The 17,737-nt window shown below is 47.8% G+C and carries 14 protein-coding genes; 8 read left to right on the forward strand and 6 right to left on the reverse strand.

Going from position 1 to position 17,737, the window contains the following annotated elements; translation table 11 throughout:
* Positions 1-219: 219 nt before the first annotated feature.
* Positions 220-1,383 carry an IS4 family transposase gene (locus tag FCL46_RS21505; RefSeq protein WP_136808972.1) on the reverse strand — a complete coding sequence of 388 codons (1,164 nt, stop codon included), beginning with the start codon at positions 1,381-1,383 and terminating at the stop codon, positions 220-222.
* A gap of 782 nt (positions 1,384-2,165) precedes the next feature.
* On the opposite strand from FCL46_RS21505, the gene FCL46_RS21510 reads away from it, so the two are divergent.
* Entirely contained in the window at positions 2,166-2,765 is a 600-nt protein-coding gene (locus tag FCL46_RS21510) for an acetate uptake transporter family protein (RefSeq protein WP_136808971.1), read from the forward strand.
* 210 nt (positions 2,766-2,975) lie between these two features.
* On the opposite strand, the gene FCL46_RS21515 is transcribed toward FCL46_RS21510, so the two are convergent.
* Complete coding sequence (locus tag FCL46_RS21515) at positions 2,976-4,166, reverse strand: transporter substrate-binding domain-containing protein (protein WP_136808970.1); 1,191 nt, start codon at positions 4,164-4,166, stop codon at positions 2,976-2,978.
* A gap of 553 nt (positions 4,167-4,719) precedes the next feature.
* Between FCL46_RS21515 and FCL46_RS21520 the strand changes: the two genes are divergently transcribed.
* The 5 genes from FCL46_RS21520 to FCL46_RS21540 are packed head-to-tail and all read left to right on the forward strand — an operon-like array spanning position 4,720 to position 10,656.
* Complete coding sequence (locus tag FCL46_RS21520; protein WP_136808969.1) at positions 4,720-5,712, forward strand: BMP family protein; 993 nt, start codon at positions 4,720-4,722, stop codon at positions 5,710-5,712.
* A 59-nt stretch (positions 5,713-5,771) separates the two neighbouring features.
* Positions 5,772-7,328 carry an ABC transporter ATP-binding protein gene (locus tag FCL46_RS21525; RefSeq protein WP_136808968.1) on the forward strand — a complete coding sequence of 519 codons (1,557 nt, stop codon included), beginning with the start codon at positions 5,772-5,774 and terminating at the stop codon, positions 7,326-7,328.
* A complete protein-coding gene (locus FCL46_RS21530; RefSeq protein ID WP_136808967.1) occupies positions 7,318-8,367 on the forward strand; it encodes an ABC transporter permease in 1,050 nt (349 codons plus the stop codon). Before FCL46_RS21525 ends, FCL46_RS21530 begins: the two co-directional genes overlap by 11 nt.
* A 3-nt stretch (positions 8,368-8,370) precedes the next feature.
* Positions 8,371-9,312, forward strand: a complete 942-nt coding sequence (locus tag FCL46_RS21535) for an ABC transporter permease (RefSeq protein ID WP_136808966.1) — start codon at positions 8,371-8,373, stop codon at positions 9,310-9,312.
* A gap of 9 nt (positions 9,313-9,321) precedes the next feature.
* The gene (locus FCL46_RS21540) at positions 9,322-10,656 is read left to right on the forward strand and encodes a cytosine deaminase (protein WP_136808965.1); all 1,335 of its coding nucleotides are present in this window, start codon (positions 9,322-9,324) and stop codon (positions 10,654-10,656) included.
* Between the two features lie 87 nt (positions 10,657-10,743).
* Here FCL46_RS21540 and FCL46_RS21545 read toward each other — a convergent pair whose 3' ends face one another.
* A complete protein-coding gene (locus FCL46_RS21545) occupies positions 10,744-11,745 on the reverse strand; it encodes a type I phosphoribosyltransferase (RefSeq protein ID WP_136808964.1) in 1,002 nt (333 codons plus the stop codon).
* Between the two features lie 610 nt (positions 11,746-12,355).
* Here FCL46_RS21545 and FCL46_RS21550 point away from each other — a divergent pair.
* Both FCL46_RS21550 and FCL46_RS21555 read left to right on the forward strand, forming a co-directional pair.
* Entirely contained in the window at positions 12,356-13,714 is a 1,359-nt protein-coding gene (locus FCL46_RS21550; RefSeq protein WP_136808963.1) for a B12-binding domain-containing radical SAM protein, read from the forward strand.
* Positions 13,715-13,736: 22 nt separating this feature from the next.
* Positions 13,737-14,345, forward strand: a complete 609-nt coding sequence (locus FCL46_RS21555; protein WP_136808962.1) for a TetR/AcrR family transcriptional regulator — start codon at positions 13,737-13,739, stop codon at positions 14,343-14,345.
* A gap of 60 nt (positions 14,346-14,405) precedes the next feature.
* Here the strand turns inward: FCL46_RS21555 and FCL46_RS21560 are convergent, their stop codons facing one another.
* From FCL46_RS21560 to FCL46_RS21570, 3 genes are read right to left on the reverse strand one after another with little or no spacing between them, the layout of a single operon-like run.
* Entirely contained in the window at positions 14,406-15,326 is a 921-nt protein-coding gene (locus tag FCL46_RS21560) for a thiamine pyrophosphate-dependent enzyme (protein WP_217909489.1), read from the reverse strand.
* Positions 15,319-16,569 (reverse strand): pyruvate synthase, encoded by a 1,251-nt coding sequence (locus tag FCL46_RS21565; RefSeq protein ID WP_136808961.1) that lies wholly within the window; start codon positions 16,567-16,569, stop codon positions 15,319-15,321. The genes FCL46_RS21560 and FCL46_RS21565 overlap by 8 nt, the downstream gene beginning before the upstream one ends.
* The gene (locus FCL46_RS21570) at positions 16,566-17,465 is read right to left on the reverse strand and encodes a 2-oxoacid:acceptor oxidoreductase family protein (RefSeq protein WP_167505970.1); all 900 of its coding nucleotides are present in this window, start codon (positions 17,463-17,465) and stop codon (positions 16,566-16,568) included. Before FCL46_RS21570 ends, FCL46_RS21565 begins: the two co-directional genes overlap by 4 nt.
* Between the last annotated feature and the right edge of the window lie 272 nt (positions 17,466-17,737).

A 17,737-nucleotide genomic window follows, 5' to 3' on the forward strand; every position in this document is an offset into this window, starting at 1 on the left:
TTTTGAATTTTATTACCTTTAGGTATACAATTAAGAAAAAATATTTCATTATTGTCAATATAAATAAAAGCATCAGCATGCTATCCTTTCGCACCCTGATTGCAATATGATTTAAATAACAGCCAATATTCCCTTTTATTTGCCCTAAAAATTCCTCATGCCTATCAGCATCTGAATAACGTCGCCTAATCAGTAAATATCACTAGTGTCCGGTTAAGTTTAAAATAATTTCAACTGGTTACGAGTGTCGGTATTGACAGGTTTGCAATCTCTTTCTGTAACTAGCTGATAAAGATCGATCTTTTCGAAAGCTGACACGCTTAAAATCTGTAAAATTGTGTAGAGGCTTTCTTCGAAGTTGAGCCGTTTTTTCATTATTGCTACGATGACATAAACAGAGACTGCTATCCAGACCTGAGTTTTGACTGCGTTCTCCGAAGTTCCATAAAATCTTTTTATCCTCAAATGTTGTTTGATCCATTTGAAAAACAGCTCGACTTGCCATCGACTGCGATACAATTGTGCTATTGTTAATGCTGGCAAAGTAAAATTGTTGGTGAGAAACACGAGAATTTTTCCGGTCTTGGGGTCCCGGAATTTTACTCGACGCAAAGTGTCTGGGTAATGCTTGCCTGTATAGAAACCGGTTAACACAATTGTCTGATCGCAGCGAAGCCCCGTCTCTTTGTCGACGGGATGTGAGTAACGTCTTTGGAATTTCATGTTTGTTTTCGCACGGGTAACGAAAAACGCAGGGATCTGGTTGAAGGCATAAAGCCTTTCGAAGTCCAGATAACCTCGGTCCATTACGTAATATGCGCCAGCTTCCAAACGTAGAAGATCGAGGGTGTTGACATCGTGTAGCTTGCCGTCTGAAATGTGGATGAACGTGGGAATGTTGCCTTTTAGGTCCAGCAGTGTGTGGAGTTTGACAGCGGCCTTGTTCTTTCGAAAAGGTGCCCAAGGAAACATTGACAGGCATAGATCGATCGTGGTTGCATCCAGAGCATATACTGTTTCGTTCAGCTCTTCGAGAAACGAGTCTTCCTTGTATAACTCTCTGGCTGTAGTAATCAGGCTTTGAGCGAACTCGGCATATATGCGCCAATCGCGTTTTTCGTTGGCTTCGGCAAGAGTTGACCTTGAAACTGTTCCACGGATTCCCATGTGATAGAGCTTTTTGTTTTGAGATCGTAAGCAGATTTCGATGTCGCGTAGACTTTCTCTGTGCGTAATCTGTGCGAAAGCCATGCATAAAAACTGATCCAGGCATGAGAAGGTTCTTACTCTGAAATCGCCCTGGTATCTGGACACGCAACGGCGGAATGTTGGTAACGGCACGAAGTCCATAACTTGTTTGAAAATCAATTTTCCGGCAAACATCTGTATACCCCCACAGGGTTTTGCCGAATATCCTCCTCTGAAAGGGATGTGATTTCAAGTCGATTATGGTCATATTGTTGCCGATTTACATTATATTCAAGAGGTTGCGATGTGCTTGGAAAAGTTTAACCGGACACTAGTGAGTAAATATCCATAGTTAAAATCGAGGCATTTTCAAAAAAGAATCGAAGCCATATATATGATATCGAAGCCTCACTTCGTTCGCTTATCTGCGAGCATTGTTTTTTGATAATAACGAAGAGTTTGGAACAAAGGCCATTGTCGGACAGTCTCCGAGTATTCGCCGTAGTGAAACTGATCTATACGTATCCTCAATCCATAACTGTTCTGCGGTGCTCCAAGTGAGCATAACACCAGTACAGTTATGTATCTCTAGACTACCTTGTCTTTTCGCGTACACATCAGGCACTGTCTATTTAATTGAAATGACAAAGACTTACCTGCTGAATATCCAGCTATAATCCATTGTCTTCCCTCAAATACACTGATTTTTAATCTAACGATTGCATAACGTAAAAAAATTTTGTAATCTCCCTGAACCGACCGAGCGTTTGCTCGGATATTCTTTAAACTGTAGATGCTTAATTCATATAGGCATAAATTAGTATTCCAATGGGCGGGTAGTACTAAGAAGTGAGTCGTTGACACAGGTGACAGGAAGAACGATTTCCTGTCGCGAAATGATGCGCAATCGAGGAGAGGTAGAATAGCACCAATGCACTGCCTCAAGTATTCACAACAATAGTATAAGGAGTATTGCAATGTCACAGGACCACACATTTGTATCACCCGGCCCGGCTGGACTCGGAGCACTGGCAGTAGCCTGCTTTGGATTTGGTGCAGTATTCACAGGTAAAGTCGGGCTCGGCGGGTTACCCCTCCTGGCCGCATGGCTTATCGGTGGCGGCATAGTGCAGTACACAGTAGCTGTCATGGAACTCAAGGACCATAACATGACAGGTGGTAACGTCTTTTTGTTTTTCAGCGCCTTCTTTATGTTTGGTGCATCCCTCTCTGTTCTCGCCAAATACCTTATGCTTTCAGGTATGATTGGCTCGGTTAAACCAGACACAATGGTTGAAGGGTTCTGCTGGATGGCTGGTGCAGCTTTCCTTACTGCGGTCACTCCGGCTTACCTTAAAGGCCCGAAACCGTTATTCATGATCGTCCTGCTGCTTGACATTGCACTCTGGATTATTGTCGGACTCGACATGAAACTTATTGGCCCAGAGCTTAAACCAGTTGTCGGATACCTGTTATTTGCAACAGGCGGCATCGGTGTTTATTTAGTAGCCGCTATTGTCAATAACCACACATTTGGTCGTGTCGTTATCCCAACCTTCGGCACATTCATAAAATAGCTTCCCCCCAATATTTCGAGCTGGAATAGTCAGACTTTCTTGTTGAGTCTGCACCTGACTATTCCAGCTCAATTCTTCCTACATTCCCGTTTAAGTGCCTGAGAATAAAAAAGAAGCCCAACCAGCCTCTCAATTATTTCACAGATCTATGATAACCTACATACTCACCAACGACCTGACGAGAGAATAACTCATCTCTCGATATCGATTTCAATCACTTTTTCCTTTTTGACTGTCTACTGAAGCTTCAAACCACTCTTCTTTCCCATAGAGCTTAATCATACAGTTAGGGCAAAGACCGTGACTAAAGTCTGCCTCAGAGTGATCTCTTATGTATCTCTCTATTTTCTTCCAGTATCCTTTATCATCGCGGATGCTTTTGCATTCACAACAGATTGGCAGAATACCGTGTAATGTCTTTATATTACCCAGAGCATCTTTAAGTTCGACAATGAGATTTTCCTTTTCACGCTCAGTTCGTTTTCGCTCTTGAATTTCATTGACGAGTTTCTTGTTCCAAAAATGATATATTAATATTAAAATCGATGCGATAAGACCGACAGACACTGTCCACAAAATGATATCTTTTGCCCTGACACCATGTTCGTATCGTACAGCAATCCACTTTTGTCGAATTTCATTGTGCTTTTCCTGGCTGATCGCAGCAAACCCTTTGTTAAGGATGCTGACCAATTCCGGCCAATCATTGCGTACAGCAACTGATAATGTGTAATTTTCGTAGGAAGTTGGAGCCGCAATCTTCAAATTTGACAGTCCATTTTTCTCAATCAGGTACGTTGCAGCAGCTAAGTTTTCGATCGCAACGTCAGCATGCCCTAAAGAAACTTGCTTTAAGGCTTCTAAAGGTGAATCGACATAATGTGGCACTACATTGATGTTATCTCTTCGAAGCCATTCAATTGATGCATTTTTCCGGATGGCTGCAAGCTTGAGTTTATGCAGGCTATCGACACCACTTATAAAAGGTGCATCCTTCCTGCTTATTATTATCAACGGAAAAGATAGATACGGCTTTGTATACATCAAGTATGCTTCTCGCTCAGGTGTTACCGCAGCGCAGGTCAGCATATCGATTTCTTTATTTTCGATTTTTTTAAGTATTTCCGACCACGGTTGCTTTTTTACTACTTCGACTTCCAAGCCAACCATTTCAGCTATGAAAAAGATATAATCGGAAGCCATTCCTTTGAAAACACCATCCTCATCAAAGTATTGAAAGGGCGGGAAAGCCTGAGGCCCACTTACTCTGATCTTCGAGTTTCTTGCAATCCATGCGTGCTCTTCACTTGAAAGGTCTACCGGAGAAGTGGCATTGGAGGGGTGGCTAACTAACACCACGACGAGAACTAAGAATGCACCAAGCGACTGTATTCGTATCATTAATCACTGTTCGGCAGATAGTTTTAAGGATTCAACGTCTAGAAAAATTTCTTATTAAAGTCTACAGCAAACACCCTTCAATTACAAATTTCGGCATACTTCATTGCCGCGAGCCCGAACTTCTCATTAATAAAGAGACAAGATAGGTTTTACCCCTTCATATTTTCCTCATCACTACGAATCTGGTTCAATTTTCTCCCAAGCCTGCTTATACACTTTTGTAAATACCAGACAAATATACGACATTAATGTAACGTGTTTTTGACTAGGCGATGCGTGTGTGGAGCTGCTTCGTTAATATCAGTATTACACCTGCAATGAATTTCTTATATCAAATCGGTCACCTTAATCTCTTCTCTCGTATCATAAGGAATCTGGCACCTTTCTTGAGTATAGTATCGAACCCTTACACGACTATTGTAAAATCACTGGATTTATGATTTTAAGTATTCGCGATCAGCCTTGGCATATCGGGTTTATTCAATGTATGCTGCGGCACACAATGAAATTGAAAAAAATGTTAATCTTATCTCAAAACTTCAGGAGTGTGATCATGAGAAAACCGTTTTCGTTCGTCTGTTTCATCCTGCTTTCGGCCTTGCTCTGCCTGCCCGGCTCTATTTTGGCAGCCAAGATCAAAGTAGCTGGTGTGTATACCCAGCCGATCCAACAGAAATGGGATGCCTGCCTTCATAAAGCGCTGCAGTCTCTCTCAGAAAAGGGAGAAATTGAATATGTTTTTTCCGAGAAAGTATCAAACACCGACTATATTCGTGTTCTTCGCGAGTATGCTGAGTCCGGAGTCCAACTCGTTGTAGGTGAAGCGTTCGGTATTTCTCGCGATGTCCGCAAAGTCGCAGATGATTATCCTGAGGTCGCTTTCCTGATGGGGGACTCCTTCGGACCGTATGGTAAAAATATGTCTGTTTTTGATAATTACATTCATGAGCCATGTTACCTGATGGGTATGCTTGCCGGCACCATGACCAAGACCAATAAGATTGGAATGGTCGGCGGTTATCCTATCGGTGAAGTTAACCGTCTGTTCAATGCGTTTATGGCTGGTGCAATAGCAGTTAATCCTGACGTTCAGTTCAAGGTATCCTTTATCGGCTCCTGGTACGATCCACCAAAAGCGAAAGAATTTGCATACGCCCAGGTTGAAGCTGGAGTAGACGTATTGTACGCCGAGCGTGCTGGCGTTGTTGATGCTGCACGTGAGAAATCTATTGTGGCCTTTGGTAACGTTAACGATATGAACAAGGAAGAAAATGGTACCAATGTCGTCGTTGCCTCAGCTCTGTGGCATATGGAACCAGCAATCAGCCATGCTATCGAGATGGTAAAAGCTGGAACGTTTGCGGCTGCTGATTACAAGGAGTGGACCATGATGGGTAAAGGTGGTGCTTCACTTTCCTCATACTACGAGTTTGATACCACGCTGACTACAGAGATCAAAGCAAAGGTTTCTGAAACTGCGGCTGCGATCAAAGATGGTTCTTTTGTTGTGGAGATTAACGATAACGAGCCGAAGTCTACCTTCTAACGTCATTCCACCCTCGTCGGCGGCACAAATCGTGCCGCCGACTCCCGCGAGCAAATTGCATGAATCTGGAATATCCTCTTCTCCGCCTTGGCGGCATCACAAAAAAGTTTGGCAACCTGGTTGCCAATGACAACATAGATCTGGAACTGAACCGTGGTGAAATTCTCGCCCTGCTTGGAGAAAACGGGGCAGGAAAAACCACACTCATGAATATCCTGTTTGGCCATTATGTTTCAGATCAGGGAACGATTGAGATCAACGGTTCTCCACTTACACCAGGCTCGCCAAAAGAATCGCTGCAGGCCGGTCTTGGCATGGTACACCAGCATTTCACCCTTGCCGACAACATGACCGTTCTCGACAATATCACGTTGGGAACAGAGCCACTGTTTTCCCTGTATCGAAAGAAGACCGAAGCTATCAAAAAGATTAAACGCCTTTCAGAACAGTATGAAATCGGCGTCAATCCAAACACCAAGGTCAAAAACCTATCCGTTGGTGAGCGACAGCGTGTGGAAATACTCAAGGCACTCTACAGGGATACCAGCATTCTTATTCTTGACGAACCTACAGCGGTTTTGACCCCGCAGGAAAGTGACCATCTCTTTGCTACACTCAAACTCCTTGTTCAGGAAGGACTCGCAATCATCTTCATTACCCATAAACTGCGCGAAGTCATGGCTGTCAGTGACCGGTGTCTTGTCCTGCGCCATGGGAAGACGATCTACCAGTGCAACACAGCAGATACAACCGCCGACATACTCGCTAAAGAGATGGTTGGTGGTGAATTGCCAAAAGTCACCCGAAAGGAATCTACACTGGGAAAAACGCTGTTTGAACTGAAAGGTGTACATGCAACGGACCGCAAGGGACATCAGCTCTTAAGTGATCTTTCTCTTACCCTTAAAAGCAGCGAGATTGTAGGTATTGCCGGTGTATCCGGCAATGGCCAGAGCCATCTGGCCGATCTGGTCTCAGGGTTGCTGACACCTTCATCCGGGGAGATGATTCTTCAGGGAAACCGGATAGAAAAACCACACCCCTTGTATATGGTACAAAACGGTATTGGCAGAATACCAGAAGACAGGATTGCAACCGGCGTCATTGGTGACATGAGTGTCCTTGAAAACATAACTCTCGAAAAGTACTGGAAAAAAGAATTCAGTCGTTTTGGTTTGTTGAACAACACAGCACTTACCAACCACACCAAAGAGCTAACATCCACCTTTGATGTACGCTGCGGTGGCTTGAACGCCAGCGCCAGGACCATGTCCGGTGGCAACATGCAAAAGCTTATCCTCTCACGGGTTCTGTCTGAAAACCCACAGGTCATATTAGCCAATCAACCAACCTGGGGACTTGATGTCGGAGCGACCGCCTTCGTCCATCGCCAGCTTATCGAAGCCTGCAAAAATGGTGCTGGTGTCATAGTTATCTCCGAAGATCTCGATGAGCTATTCAGCGTTGCCGATACAATCCAGGTCATGTATCAAGGCAGTCTTTCACCGCAAATAGATCCTGCCAAAACAACTGCTGCAGAACTGGGGCTTGCCATGAGCGGCCATAGAGACGTCATTCATACCATGCTGCTCAAGGAGGCCACCAGTGAGGCTTGAACCACGTGAAGATACAACCTTGATGCTTAAGGCCCTAGGCCCCCTCAGCGCCGGCTTCATCGCCCTGCTCTGCTGCTCGGCCCTTATAATATGGGCAGGAGCATCACCCATTGAGGCATTTGCACTTCTGATCAAGGGATCATTGGGATCCCGTTTTGCCATTTCTGAGACCCTTACCCGGGCAATCCCTCTCATCTTCTGCGGGCTTGCCGCGGCTGTTGCTTTTCGCGCCAAATTATGGAACATCGGCGCTGAAGGCCAGCTTTATGCAGGTGCCTGCATGGCCACCTGGCTTGGGACAGGCATGATTGACCTACCACCCTGGCTGATGATTCCTTTTCTTTTTGCCGCTGGAGCCTTGGCGGGCGGCCTTCTGCTTCTTGGACCGACTATTCTGAAAACAAAATTTGCGGTGGATGAAGTTGTTACAACCCTGTTACTCAACTTCATTATGCTCCTTTTTGTCAACTGGCTCGTTTTCGGTCCCTGGAAAGACCCCATGGCAATGGGGTGGCCCCAGGCTGCACCTGTCGTAGATTCGGCAATTATCGGCCCTCTGCTGGCGAAGACCAGATTACACTGGGGCCTTGCCATTGCAGTTCTTACCGCAATCGGAGTCTGGTTGCTGATGCGTTTCACTACCTGGGGATTTGAGATCCGTGCTGTCGGTCATTCTCCTAAAGCGAGTACTTTTGCTGGCATTCCTGTTAACCGCGTCGTTATTCGTACCGCACTCATCTCAGGGGGACTCGCTGGATTTGCAGGCGTTTCAGAGCTGTGTGGCCTAAAAGGGTATCTGACACTCGATCTCTCACCGGGTTTCGGATATTCGGGTATTGTGGTTGCCATGCTCGCTTCTCTGCATCCGCTTGGTGTTTTGCTCTCCTCGTTGTTTATCGCTGTGCTGTCTATCGGGGCTGATTCTATGAGCAGATCACTCAATATATCCAACTATATTGCTGATGTCGCAACAGCCTTGTCGCTGCTTGCGGTGCTTGTCAGCATGATGTTGACCAAATACAGAATACGGTGGAACTAACCAATGGATATTGTACAACTGCTTTTTGAAGCCGGCTTCTGGGCCGCCACCGTTCGTATGGCCACCCCGCTTATATTTGGCACCATTGGTGAGCTGATCTGTGAGCGTGCCGGAGTACTCAACCTCGGCATAGAAGGTATCATGGCCGCAGGCTGCATGACCGGTTGGACCTGGGTCTATTTCGGCGGTGATCTCTGGACCGGGGTACTTGTAGCGGCCGTTGTTGGTGCAATGTTTGGCCTGCTTCACGCCGTTTTTACCGTTCATCTCGGGTTGTCCCAGCATGTTACCGGCCTCGGTATCACCATGTTGGCGACCGCGATTTCCTCTTTCGTGTTCCGTATGCTGTTACCAAACGTGACAACACCCCCGAAAATCATACCATTCCAACCTCTGGAGATACCATTTCTCAGTGACATTCCCTTTCTTGGTAAAGTGGTGTTCACTCAGTCGCCGATGACCATTCTGGCGCTCTTCACGGTTGTCGGAGTTGCTTATTTCTTGAGGAAAACTCCTGCAGGGCTCGCACTCTGCATGACAGGTGAAAATCCGATGGCAGTAGAATCACAGGGGCTTTCGGTTTTTGCCATTCGCACCTGGGCTGTTATGATGGGCAGTGCCCTGATGGCTGTGGGTGGGGCATTTCTTACCATGTCCGCTTTTGACGCCTTCTATATCGGTATGGTCAATGGACGAGGGTGGATATGCATAGCCCTGGTGGTTTTCGCCTCATGGAATCCCGGAAAAGCTCTGGTTGGCACACTCATCTTCGCAGCGTTTGATGCCTTGCAGATGCGTGTACAACAACAGTCGGGCATGGTCATTCCCTATCAATTTTACCTGATGATGCCATATGTTTTCTCTATTGTCGCACTCATCATCATGTCGCGCAGATCCGCCTACCCTAAAGCCCTGCTCGTTCCGTTCAGAAAAGGAGAGCGGTAAGGAGATACAATGTTTGACTATCTTATAAAAAACGCGAATCTACCAGGTCAAAAGAATGCCGTAGACATTGCAATAAAAGATGGATGCTTTGCCGCGATTGAGCAAACCATAAACGGTCCAGCCAAAAAAGAGTTGGATGTAAGTGGTTGCCTGGTCACTCCGCCTTTTGTTGACAGTCATTTTCATTTGGATGCCCCCTTGACCCTCGGAATGCCAAGGCATAACCAGAGTGGTACACTGCTGGAAGGCATACAGCTCTGGAGCGAACTCAAACCAGAGCTGACCGCCAAGGCGATCAGGCAACGTGCGCTGAAGTTGCTCAACTGGTCCATCGCCAAAGGGACGCTGGTTATCCGTACTCATGTAGATATAACCGACCCTTCCCTGCTGGCCGTTGATGTACTGCTTGAAGTACGTAAAGAGATGGCGGAATGGGTAGATATCCAGCTGACAGCCTTCCCTCAGGATGGTCTTTTACGTACACCGGGCGGAAAAGAACTTCTCATCAGAGCGTTGGATAAAGGTGTCGATGTCGTTGGTGGTATTCCCCACTTCGAGCGAACAATGCAGGAGGGCAGTAAGTCGATCAGCTGGCTGCTGGAGATTGCCGAGTCCCGCGGCCTGCTTGTTGATATGCACTGCGACGAAAGTGATGACCCGCACTCAAGACATATAGAACATCTTACTTTCGAGACCCAGCGCATGGGGCTTGGCGGCAGGGTCGCGGCCTCGCATCTGACATCCATGCATTCTATGGATGACTATTATGTTTCAAAACTGCTGCCGCTTATGGCGGAATCCGGTATTCAGGCGATCTGTAATCCGCTAATCAACATCCATCTTCAAGGCCGCCACGATTCCTACCCCAAACGCCGGGGACTCACACGGGTTCCGGAACTGCTCGAATCGGGCGTGAATGTGGCCTTTGGTCACGACTGCGTGATGGATCCCTGGTATCCCATGGGAAGTCACGATATGCTGGAAGTTGCCCATATGGGTGGACACTGTCTGCAGATGATGGGAGCAACACAGATCCCCACCCTCCTTAAGATGGTCACCACCCGAAGTGCTGAAGTGCTCAACCTTAAGGGGTATGGGATCGAAGTGGGAAATCAGGCTGATTGTGTTGTACTGCAGGCTGCCGATGCTTTGGAGGCACTCAGGTTAAAACCAGCCAGGCTCTATGTATTCCGCAAAGGAAAAATTATAGCCTCAACACCACAGGTAAAAAGCACTGTTCAGCTGGGGAACTCTGTACAGGAAGTGACGTTTCAGCAAGCCGATCTGAACTCGAACGAATATCTCGATTTTCATAATCAGCAGGAAACTGGAACTATATCGTAGACCAGTTCATGAAACCTGGCACAATCCTTTGCAGCTGCAGAGCGCAACGGATTGTGCCAACCTTTTGAATTAAAACGGATAATCGGGTCAACGAAGAGCGGAAAGTTTCTGCAGCCTCTCTTTGGCAACCTGCTCAAGAGAGACGTTTCCAAATCGGGAGATATCCAGCTCAGGAAAACGTTCAGCCATCATCTCGGCAAACGTCATTGTTTGTGCCAGCCCCAACACACTCTGCCAGTACTCGATCACATCTTCGAGATACTCTGTAACCTGAAAGGCACGGGAACCTGCGTCATAAATGGTGCATCGTTCCAGAGGGTATGAGGGAGCAGAAAAATTAGATTCAATAAACTCCGGTGCCATGAGCGAGTCGCACCGCATAAGATCGGTACCGGTAATTTTGATTGAGACCTTGGACTCAACAGTCGGTACGAAAAAGCGACCTTCAATATAGCAGACGTACGTTCCCTTATAATTCGGGAAATGTTTACGACAGGCAGTATCTGCTTCTATCAGTCGTTCTTCGCTTATTGGGCCGCCGATGGTGAAAAAAAGAATCGAACCCAACTCTGTGCCCTGTTGGATCGCTTCATTGATCATGATATCCAGACCATGGCGCAAGCTTGTGCCCGTAGCAACAACATCACCGATTATGATCTGGGCGCTCTCAGGAAATGTGATTTTCTTATACTCGTCTTCCGTGATATGCCATTGCTCAGAGTCTTCATCGCTCCTTGCTCGCTGGGCTGTGACAAAGGAGGAACTGTGCGTGTTCCAGCCGAAGGCTTTCGCCAGCGCACCACGCAGACCGAAATTTAAACCACCACGCAGGATGTTAAACACTACAGAACGTTTTTCCTGCAGGGCAATAGGGGTCGCTTGCGCAGTGAGTCGAAAAAAGGCCGCACAGGCAGCTTCCAGCTTTTCCGTGTATTCATAACCCAATACCAGAGGATCATTACAAATGGCTCGTGTTTCCGGGGTTGAGAGTATATAACGGTTCACCGTTGTCTCAAGATTATCTGATATCTGATAAACTACGCTGCTCTCTTCTCTGCTGACTTCAGTGAGTATGGCATCTTTTTTCACAAAACAACCTAATAGCTAACTTTTACTTTCTACATATACAGAATGGCAAAGAATTATCTTTTCGCCTCCCGGTCTCCAACACCAGGCAGACTATACACGTTCTACAAACGAGAGTTCAGAAAAATTTGTATCTTTCATGCTTTTCCTTCTCTCTAAGAAATTAATGAGATGATTAGCCTGCGCCCCGCGAAGACCCATATTCATTTAAATCAAATAGTTATAATTTCAACATGAACCAACACGAAACCCAAAAGCACCTACAGCATAAAGCTATACGAGCTTGAATTTGATGCTCAGGGCGGTAGGACTCTAACGTAGAGCCTCCTGCTCCCAAAACGTCTGGCCCTCCCTCACCACAACCTTTTTGTTCTCCTCATTAGCTAAGCTTCCCTGAAAATTGTTTCTTAGACAAATCTGTTTGTGTTCAACAACAAGCTCAAATTACATGCATTGTCAATTACCTGTTGTAGTCACCAGGCAGTAGCCCAAAACCTACGCCCAGCTTGGTCAAATATCATCTCTCAATAACCACTTGACCAGTTAGAGTAATTACTCTATTTTAATGCAAAGCCATATTAACTAGCAATAATTAATATAAAAGGAGAACGCTATGCGGATTTTGCTCGTTCAGCCACCCAGTGCCATTGAATTTATTGATGGTGTTTATATGCATGAACCTTTGGCTTTAGAATACCTTGGGGCGGGGCTAAAAATGGATGGTCATGATATCCTGCTGCTTGATAGCCGTATTGATCCAGACGTAGTGACGTTTGCCAAAAACTTCCAACCAGACATAGTCGCTCTTACCGGGTATACAAGCCAGGTCAATATCCTCAAAGAACTTGCCAAACAATTTAAGGCACTTCAGCCTGTACCCTTTATAATCATTGGAGGGCATCATGCCACAGTACGTCCCATTGACTTCAACGTTTCAGATATTGATCTGGTCGTAGTCGGTGAGGGAGTTACAGCACTGAGAGAGATAGCAGGTGAACTGGAGGGGAAGAAGAGATTCGACACCATTGATGGCTTAGCCATCCCAGGAAAGACTATGCATTTCACCACTGTTCGCCCCCATTGTGATCTGGACGACCTGCCTCTGCCTGACCGAACCCTTACAGCTCGTTATCGCAAATATTATTTCAGCGAATGGCTGCTACCTCTAGCCTCAATTCGTACTTCTCTGGGATGTGTTGGCCGATGTAATTTTTGCGCCTTATGGTCGCTCACTGGTGGTAAGTATCTAAAACGAAGCATTGAAAAAGTGGTTGAAGAGCTAAAAGGAATACAGGAGGAAAATATTTTCTTCTGTGACGATGAGTCAATGTGTGATGTAAAACGGATGGATCTGTTGGCTGACCTTATTGCTGAAAAAGGAATTCACAAAAATTATTTCCTTTATGCCAGGGCCGATACTATTGCCCGGCACCCTCAACTCTTTAAAAAATGGCGGGATATAGGGCTGAAACAGGTGTTCGTCGGCATGGAGAGCTTTTCAGACACTCATTTACGTTCGATGAATAAAGGTGTCACAATTGCACAGCAGGAAGAAGCTGTACGCATTTTGAAAGAGCTTGGAATTTTACTCTATGCCTCCTTTGTTGTAGACTCTGACTTTTCTAAGAAAGATTTTCGTTCTTTGACCAGCTACGTGCGACATCTTAAACTTCACCACGCCTCTTTTTCAATTCTAACACCACTGCCCGGCACCGCAATGTATCAAGATCGTCGTGAAGATTTACTCCCGTATCGTCCAGAGATGTTCGATTTTCTTCATACGGTACTACCAACCCGTTTGCCTTTAAACGACTTCTATATCGAGTTCGCACGTCTCTGGCAAAGCGCAATCCCTCCACATCGAGCACTACGAACCTTTTCTCGTTATGGCTTAAGAAGACTCCCTGGTGTTTTTCGCCTCCTTAATAAAGCCATGAAAACTATGCGTTCAGCCCATATGGACCACATTTAGAAAATACGTTATTGTGTCATCTATGACAGTAAAAGCTAAACTAAAAACACGAGATAAAATTCTAGCAAAAGCTCTTGCTCTCTTTAATGAAAGCGGGACAGCAGCTGTGACTACTAACCACATTGCCTCTGAAATGGGTATAAGCCCGGGGAACCTCTACTACCACTTCCGTAACAGGGAAGAGATTATACAAAATATTTTCACCATGATGGAGGCCGAAAGTAGAGAAGGATTCGGACCAATCGCTGCAAGAGCACACGACCTCGGTCTACAGGCCTTCGAGGAAACATTTCGTTTTATCCAACAATTTAATCAACGATTTATTTTCTTTAAGCGAGAACTGCCAATCTTGTTGATGCGCGACCCTGGATTGAAAGCGCGTTTCAACTCCGTTCACATTGAGACGTTAGGGCTGATCCGTATCCTGATTGACGGGGCTGTTTCCGGTGGTGCCCTACGTCCCCTCAATGAAGAGGAGAGACAATTACTTGCCGAGATGAGCTGGATGCTGACACTTTTCTGGCCCAATTATCTCGAAATCACAGGAGTAGAAAACCATGAAGAAGGACTTGAGCGAGGTGTCGCTATGATCCGACTACTGCTACAAGGATTCAGAGAAAATGCCAATTGATCAGCTCACAAAACAGATGCAAATGTCTCATACATGGTAGCGGCGAAAACACAAATCATCTCAGCTCGTCGCAACTTCCTGCCAATACCTGTCGATATCATTTTGAATATCCCTCAGAACGGCCTCTTTTTTTTGCGGCTCAAAAAGGTGTCTGAAGCGGCCCTGTTTTTCAAAATACGTCTCCACCGGTAACAACGTAGTGTGGGTTTTAGTGTGGCTGACCTTGCCGTCGGCAAATTCTTTCAGTGGCCAGACTCCGGTGCGTACCGCCAGCTTGCCGATGTTCATGGTTTCCTTGGGATCGAAATCCCAGCCGGTGGGGCACGGGGCCAGAGTGATGATAAAGCGCGGTCCGGAAATCGACTTGGCTTTTTCTATTTTCCTCGCCAGGTCAAGAGGTTCTGAACCAATGGCCGTTGCGACATAGGCGGCGCCGTTGGCTGCAAGGATCGAGAACAGATCCTTTTTGAACCCCTTGTGGCCGTATGCACATCTACTCGTCGAGGTCCGTGCGGCGTGAGGCGTTGCCGCGGAGTACTGTTGACCCGTGTTGCCGTAGCCTTCGTTGTCATAAATGATGTAGAGGTAATCAAGACATCGGTCTATGGTGCCGGAGGTCGCTGAAATGCCCATACCATAGCCGCTGCCGTCACCAGTGAGGACCACCACGTCGAGGTCGTCGGCGACTTCGATTCGGCCTTTGTCCATGAGGATATCCAGCGCGTCGCGCACCCCCTGGGCACCTGCCGGGGCCGCGCCCATGGCGGTGTAGATCCAGGAACCGCGAAATGGCGTGAACGGGTAGACCGAGAGTAGGGTCATACAGCCTGCGGCGTTGACGAAGATCGTATTTTCACCAAGGACATCATACGCGATATGGATCGCCTCCAACCCGCCGCACCCGGCACACATCGGCGTGCCTGCGCTGAGCAGGTGGTTTTCGGGAAGGTCTTTCTGGCGTTGAAATGCAGTCTCAGTCATGGTGCACCTCCTCAAAGGGAATGCGGACTCCTGCTATTGCCTGGAGCTTGCGCATCTCCAACATCTCTGTTTCTGTGTAGAGTAGCCGGGGCGATGGAGTAGTGCCGGTGGCAGCACTGTCCCGTAGCGTTTTGGCAATTTCAAAAAGCTCCTCAAACGGTAAGTCCCGGCCTCCCAGGCCGCCGATGAAGCTCGCCAGAACCGGCGGGGCTCCAGGTTTCCCGTAAAGAGCGGAAGCCAGTTCGGTGTGCAGGACGCCGCCCTTGCCCATAGAGATGTTCTGGTCGATGACAGCGATCGCTTTCTTGCCCCTGGCAAGCGTATATATCCGCTCGGCGGGAAACGGGCGCAGCATATGTGGACGAATGAGTCCGATTTTCCAGCCCGCTTCACGCAAGCTGTTCACCGCTTCCTTGCCTTTTGTGGCGAAGGAACCGATCATAAGAAAGAGATATTCAGCGTCTTCGTGACGGTATCCTTCAACAGCATCGTGACGCCTGCCAAAGATCTGGGCAAATTCTTCGGCAATCTCTTCATAGACGGGCAGCCCTCGTTGTGCCGCCAAATGCTGGCTGTATCGGAAATACGAATAGGTAGAGCCGCCAAGCACGGCCGAAGCGTGACTCAGCGGTGCACCGGCCTTGAAATTGATGGATCTGGAGTCAAATTCACCCACGAAGGTGCGGCTTGTGTCATTATCGGGAATGGTAGCCGGTTCCCGGGTATAGGAAAGATAAAATCCATCAAGGTTGACAATGACCGGCAGCCTGATATCTGGATGTTCCGCCAGCCGGTAGGCTATGAGGATGGAGTCGAGCACTTCCTGGCAGGTGGCGCAATGCAACTGAAGACAGCCGGAATCCCGGACGGCCATGATGTCGTTATGGTCGGATTCCAGGGTGAGTGGTGCGGCAAGCCCTCTGGAGACGTTGACCATGACAAACGGTACACGCCAGCCCGCCACTGTATAGATCATCTCCATGCCATGCAGTAGTCCCTGGCTTGAGGTTGCGGTGAAGGTACGGACTCCGGTTGCGGCGGAACTCCCTGCCGCGGTTATCATAGAATGTTCAGATTCGAGCGTGACGAGCCGGGCGTCAAGGTCACCGTTGTCCACCCAATAGGCCAGGGTCTCCAGGATCTCGGTCTGCGGGGTGATCGGAAAGGCGGGAATATAATCGATGGCGGCAAGTCGGGCACCCCAGGCCGCAGCACCATTGCCGGTTAACAGGGTTCGTTTCATGATGGCACCTCCTGTAGCGTTACCTTATCCGCGTCCTTCTCAGCTATGGCGAGAATGGCGTGCGAAGGGCACTGCATCACGCAGACCATGCACCCCTTGCAGTGGTCGTAATCAATCCTGGTATAGCGGTTCTCGGTGACCGAGATGGCGCTGTCCGGGCAGAAGGTGGAGCAGATCCACCAGCATTGGCGGCATTTTTCATATTGAATAACCGGTCGCATAGTTCGCCAGAGTCCGGTCTTAACCTTGCAGCTGGTGCCGCCGCCGTAAATGGCCGGGGCGCTTATGGCTGCCGGTTCTGCAGCCAGCTCAAGCCATTCCGGTGACGTATACTCTACGGCACTGATCGGCTCGCCCTCCTCAATGATAGTGTCATGCTGCACCAGCAGTGAAAAGGTTGTGTTGGCGTGATCGATATTGGTGGAGACTGTAAGAGGGGAGCGGTCCGCCATTTCCTCTTCGATGGCTGTATTTAAAGTGGCCTGATCGATGACGCCCGTCAACCGTGCCGCTCCACCCACGCAGCTCACTCCCGCATACCGGCGCTGCAACGGATCGGCCGCCTGTTGATCGACAGGGATGGTGAACAGTCTGTTTTTCAGGTTGAGCCTGTGTTGCCAGCTCTTTTCGTCCGTGTCCGAGTATAACAGGAAAATAGTCCGATCCGTGAGACCTGCTAGCACTCCTGCAGCCGGCAGGCCGATAAGGCTGTCGTCAGCGACGACCACGAGATCCGGGTGCTGGATGATGCCCCGTTCGTTAATCGGTGATCTTGCTGCCCGGACATAGGCGAAGATAGGTGCACCGCGGCGTTCAGCGCCGTAGCGTGGCGCGTCCTGCACCTCGTATCCTGCAAGAAAAAAGGCCCGGCCGAGAATGCGGCTTGCAGTTTTCATGCCTTGGCCCCCCCGTCCATGAAAACGAATGCGATACATAATCACACCTCCTCATGTTGGTAGGATTTGGAACCGTGGTAACTTTGGCCGGAGGTCTCCGGGATCCGGTTTCCGGTCCCGTATCAATCAGTGGAAACGTTCCACGTCCCGCTCTATTGAACTGCTCCCGGTACTACTATTATAGCATTTTTGTATGGGGAAAAGGAAATGAAGGTCCAGAACTCTAAGCTTTATTGCTTTTTGACAGATTTTTCCCTTCTACCCTTTATTAG

This window comes from Desulfosediminicola flagellatus (genome assembly GCF_005116655.2).
Classification (GTDB): domain Bacteria; phylum Desulfobacterota; class Desulfobulbia; order Desulfobulbales; family Desulfocapsaceae; genus Desulfopila; species Desulfopila flagellata.

Excerpts from the sequence above, each read along its gene's own strand:
- FCL46_RS21505 (WP_136808972.1), bottom strand. The coding sequence starts at position 1,383 with ATGTTTGCCGGAAAATTGATTTTCAAACAAGTTATGGACTTCGTGCCG.
- FCL46_RS21510 (WP_136808971.1), top strand. The coding sequence starts at position 2,166 with ATGTCACAGGACCACACATTTGTATCACCCGGCCCGGCTGGACTCGGA.
- FCL46_RS21515 (WP_136808970.1), bottom strand. The coding sequence starts at position 4,166 with ATGATACGAATACAGTCGCTTGGTGCATTCTTAGTTCTCGTCGTGGTG.
- FCL46_RS21520 (WP_136808969.1), top strand. The coding sequence starts at position 4,720 with ATGAGAAAACCGTTTTCGTTCGTCTGTTTCATCCTGCTTTCGGCCTTG.
- FCL46_RS21525 (WP_136808968.1), top strand. The coding sequence starts at position 5,772 with ATGAATCTGGAATATCCTCTTCTCCGCCTTGGCGGCATCACAAAAAAG.
- FCL46_RS21535 (WP_136808966.1), top strand. The coding sequence starts at position 8,371 with ATGGATATTGTACAACTGCTTTTTGAAGCCGGCTTCTGGGCCGCCACC.
- FCL46_RS21540 (WP_136808965.1), top strand. The coding sequence starts at position 9,322 with ATGTTTGACTATCTTATAAAAAACGCGAATCTACCAGGTCAAAAGAAT.
- FCL46_RS21550 (WP_136808963.1), top strand. The coding sequence starts at position 12,356 with ATGCGGATTTTGCTCGTTCAGCCACCCAGTGCCATTGAATTTATTGAT.
- FCL46_RS21555 (WP_136808962.1), top strand. The coding sequence starts at position 13,737 with ATGACAGTAAAAGCTAAACTAAAAACACGAGATAAAATTCTAGCAAAA.
- FCL46_RS21560 (WP_217909489.1), bottom strand. The coding sequence starts at position 15,326 with ATGACTGAGACTGCATTTCAACGCCAGAAAGACCTTCCCGAAAACCAC.
- FCL46_RS21565 (WP_136808961.1), bottom strand. The coding sequence starts at position 16,569 with ATGAAACGAACCCTGTTAACCGGCAATGGTGCTGCGGCCTGGGGTGCC.
- FCL46_RS21570 (WP_167505970.1), bottom strand. The coding sequence starts at position 17,465 with ATGAAAACTGCAAGCCGCATTCTCGGCCGGGCCTTTTTTCTTGCAGGA.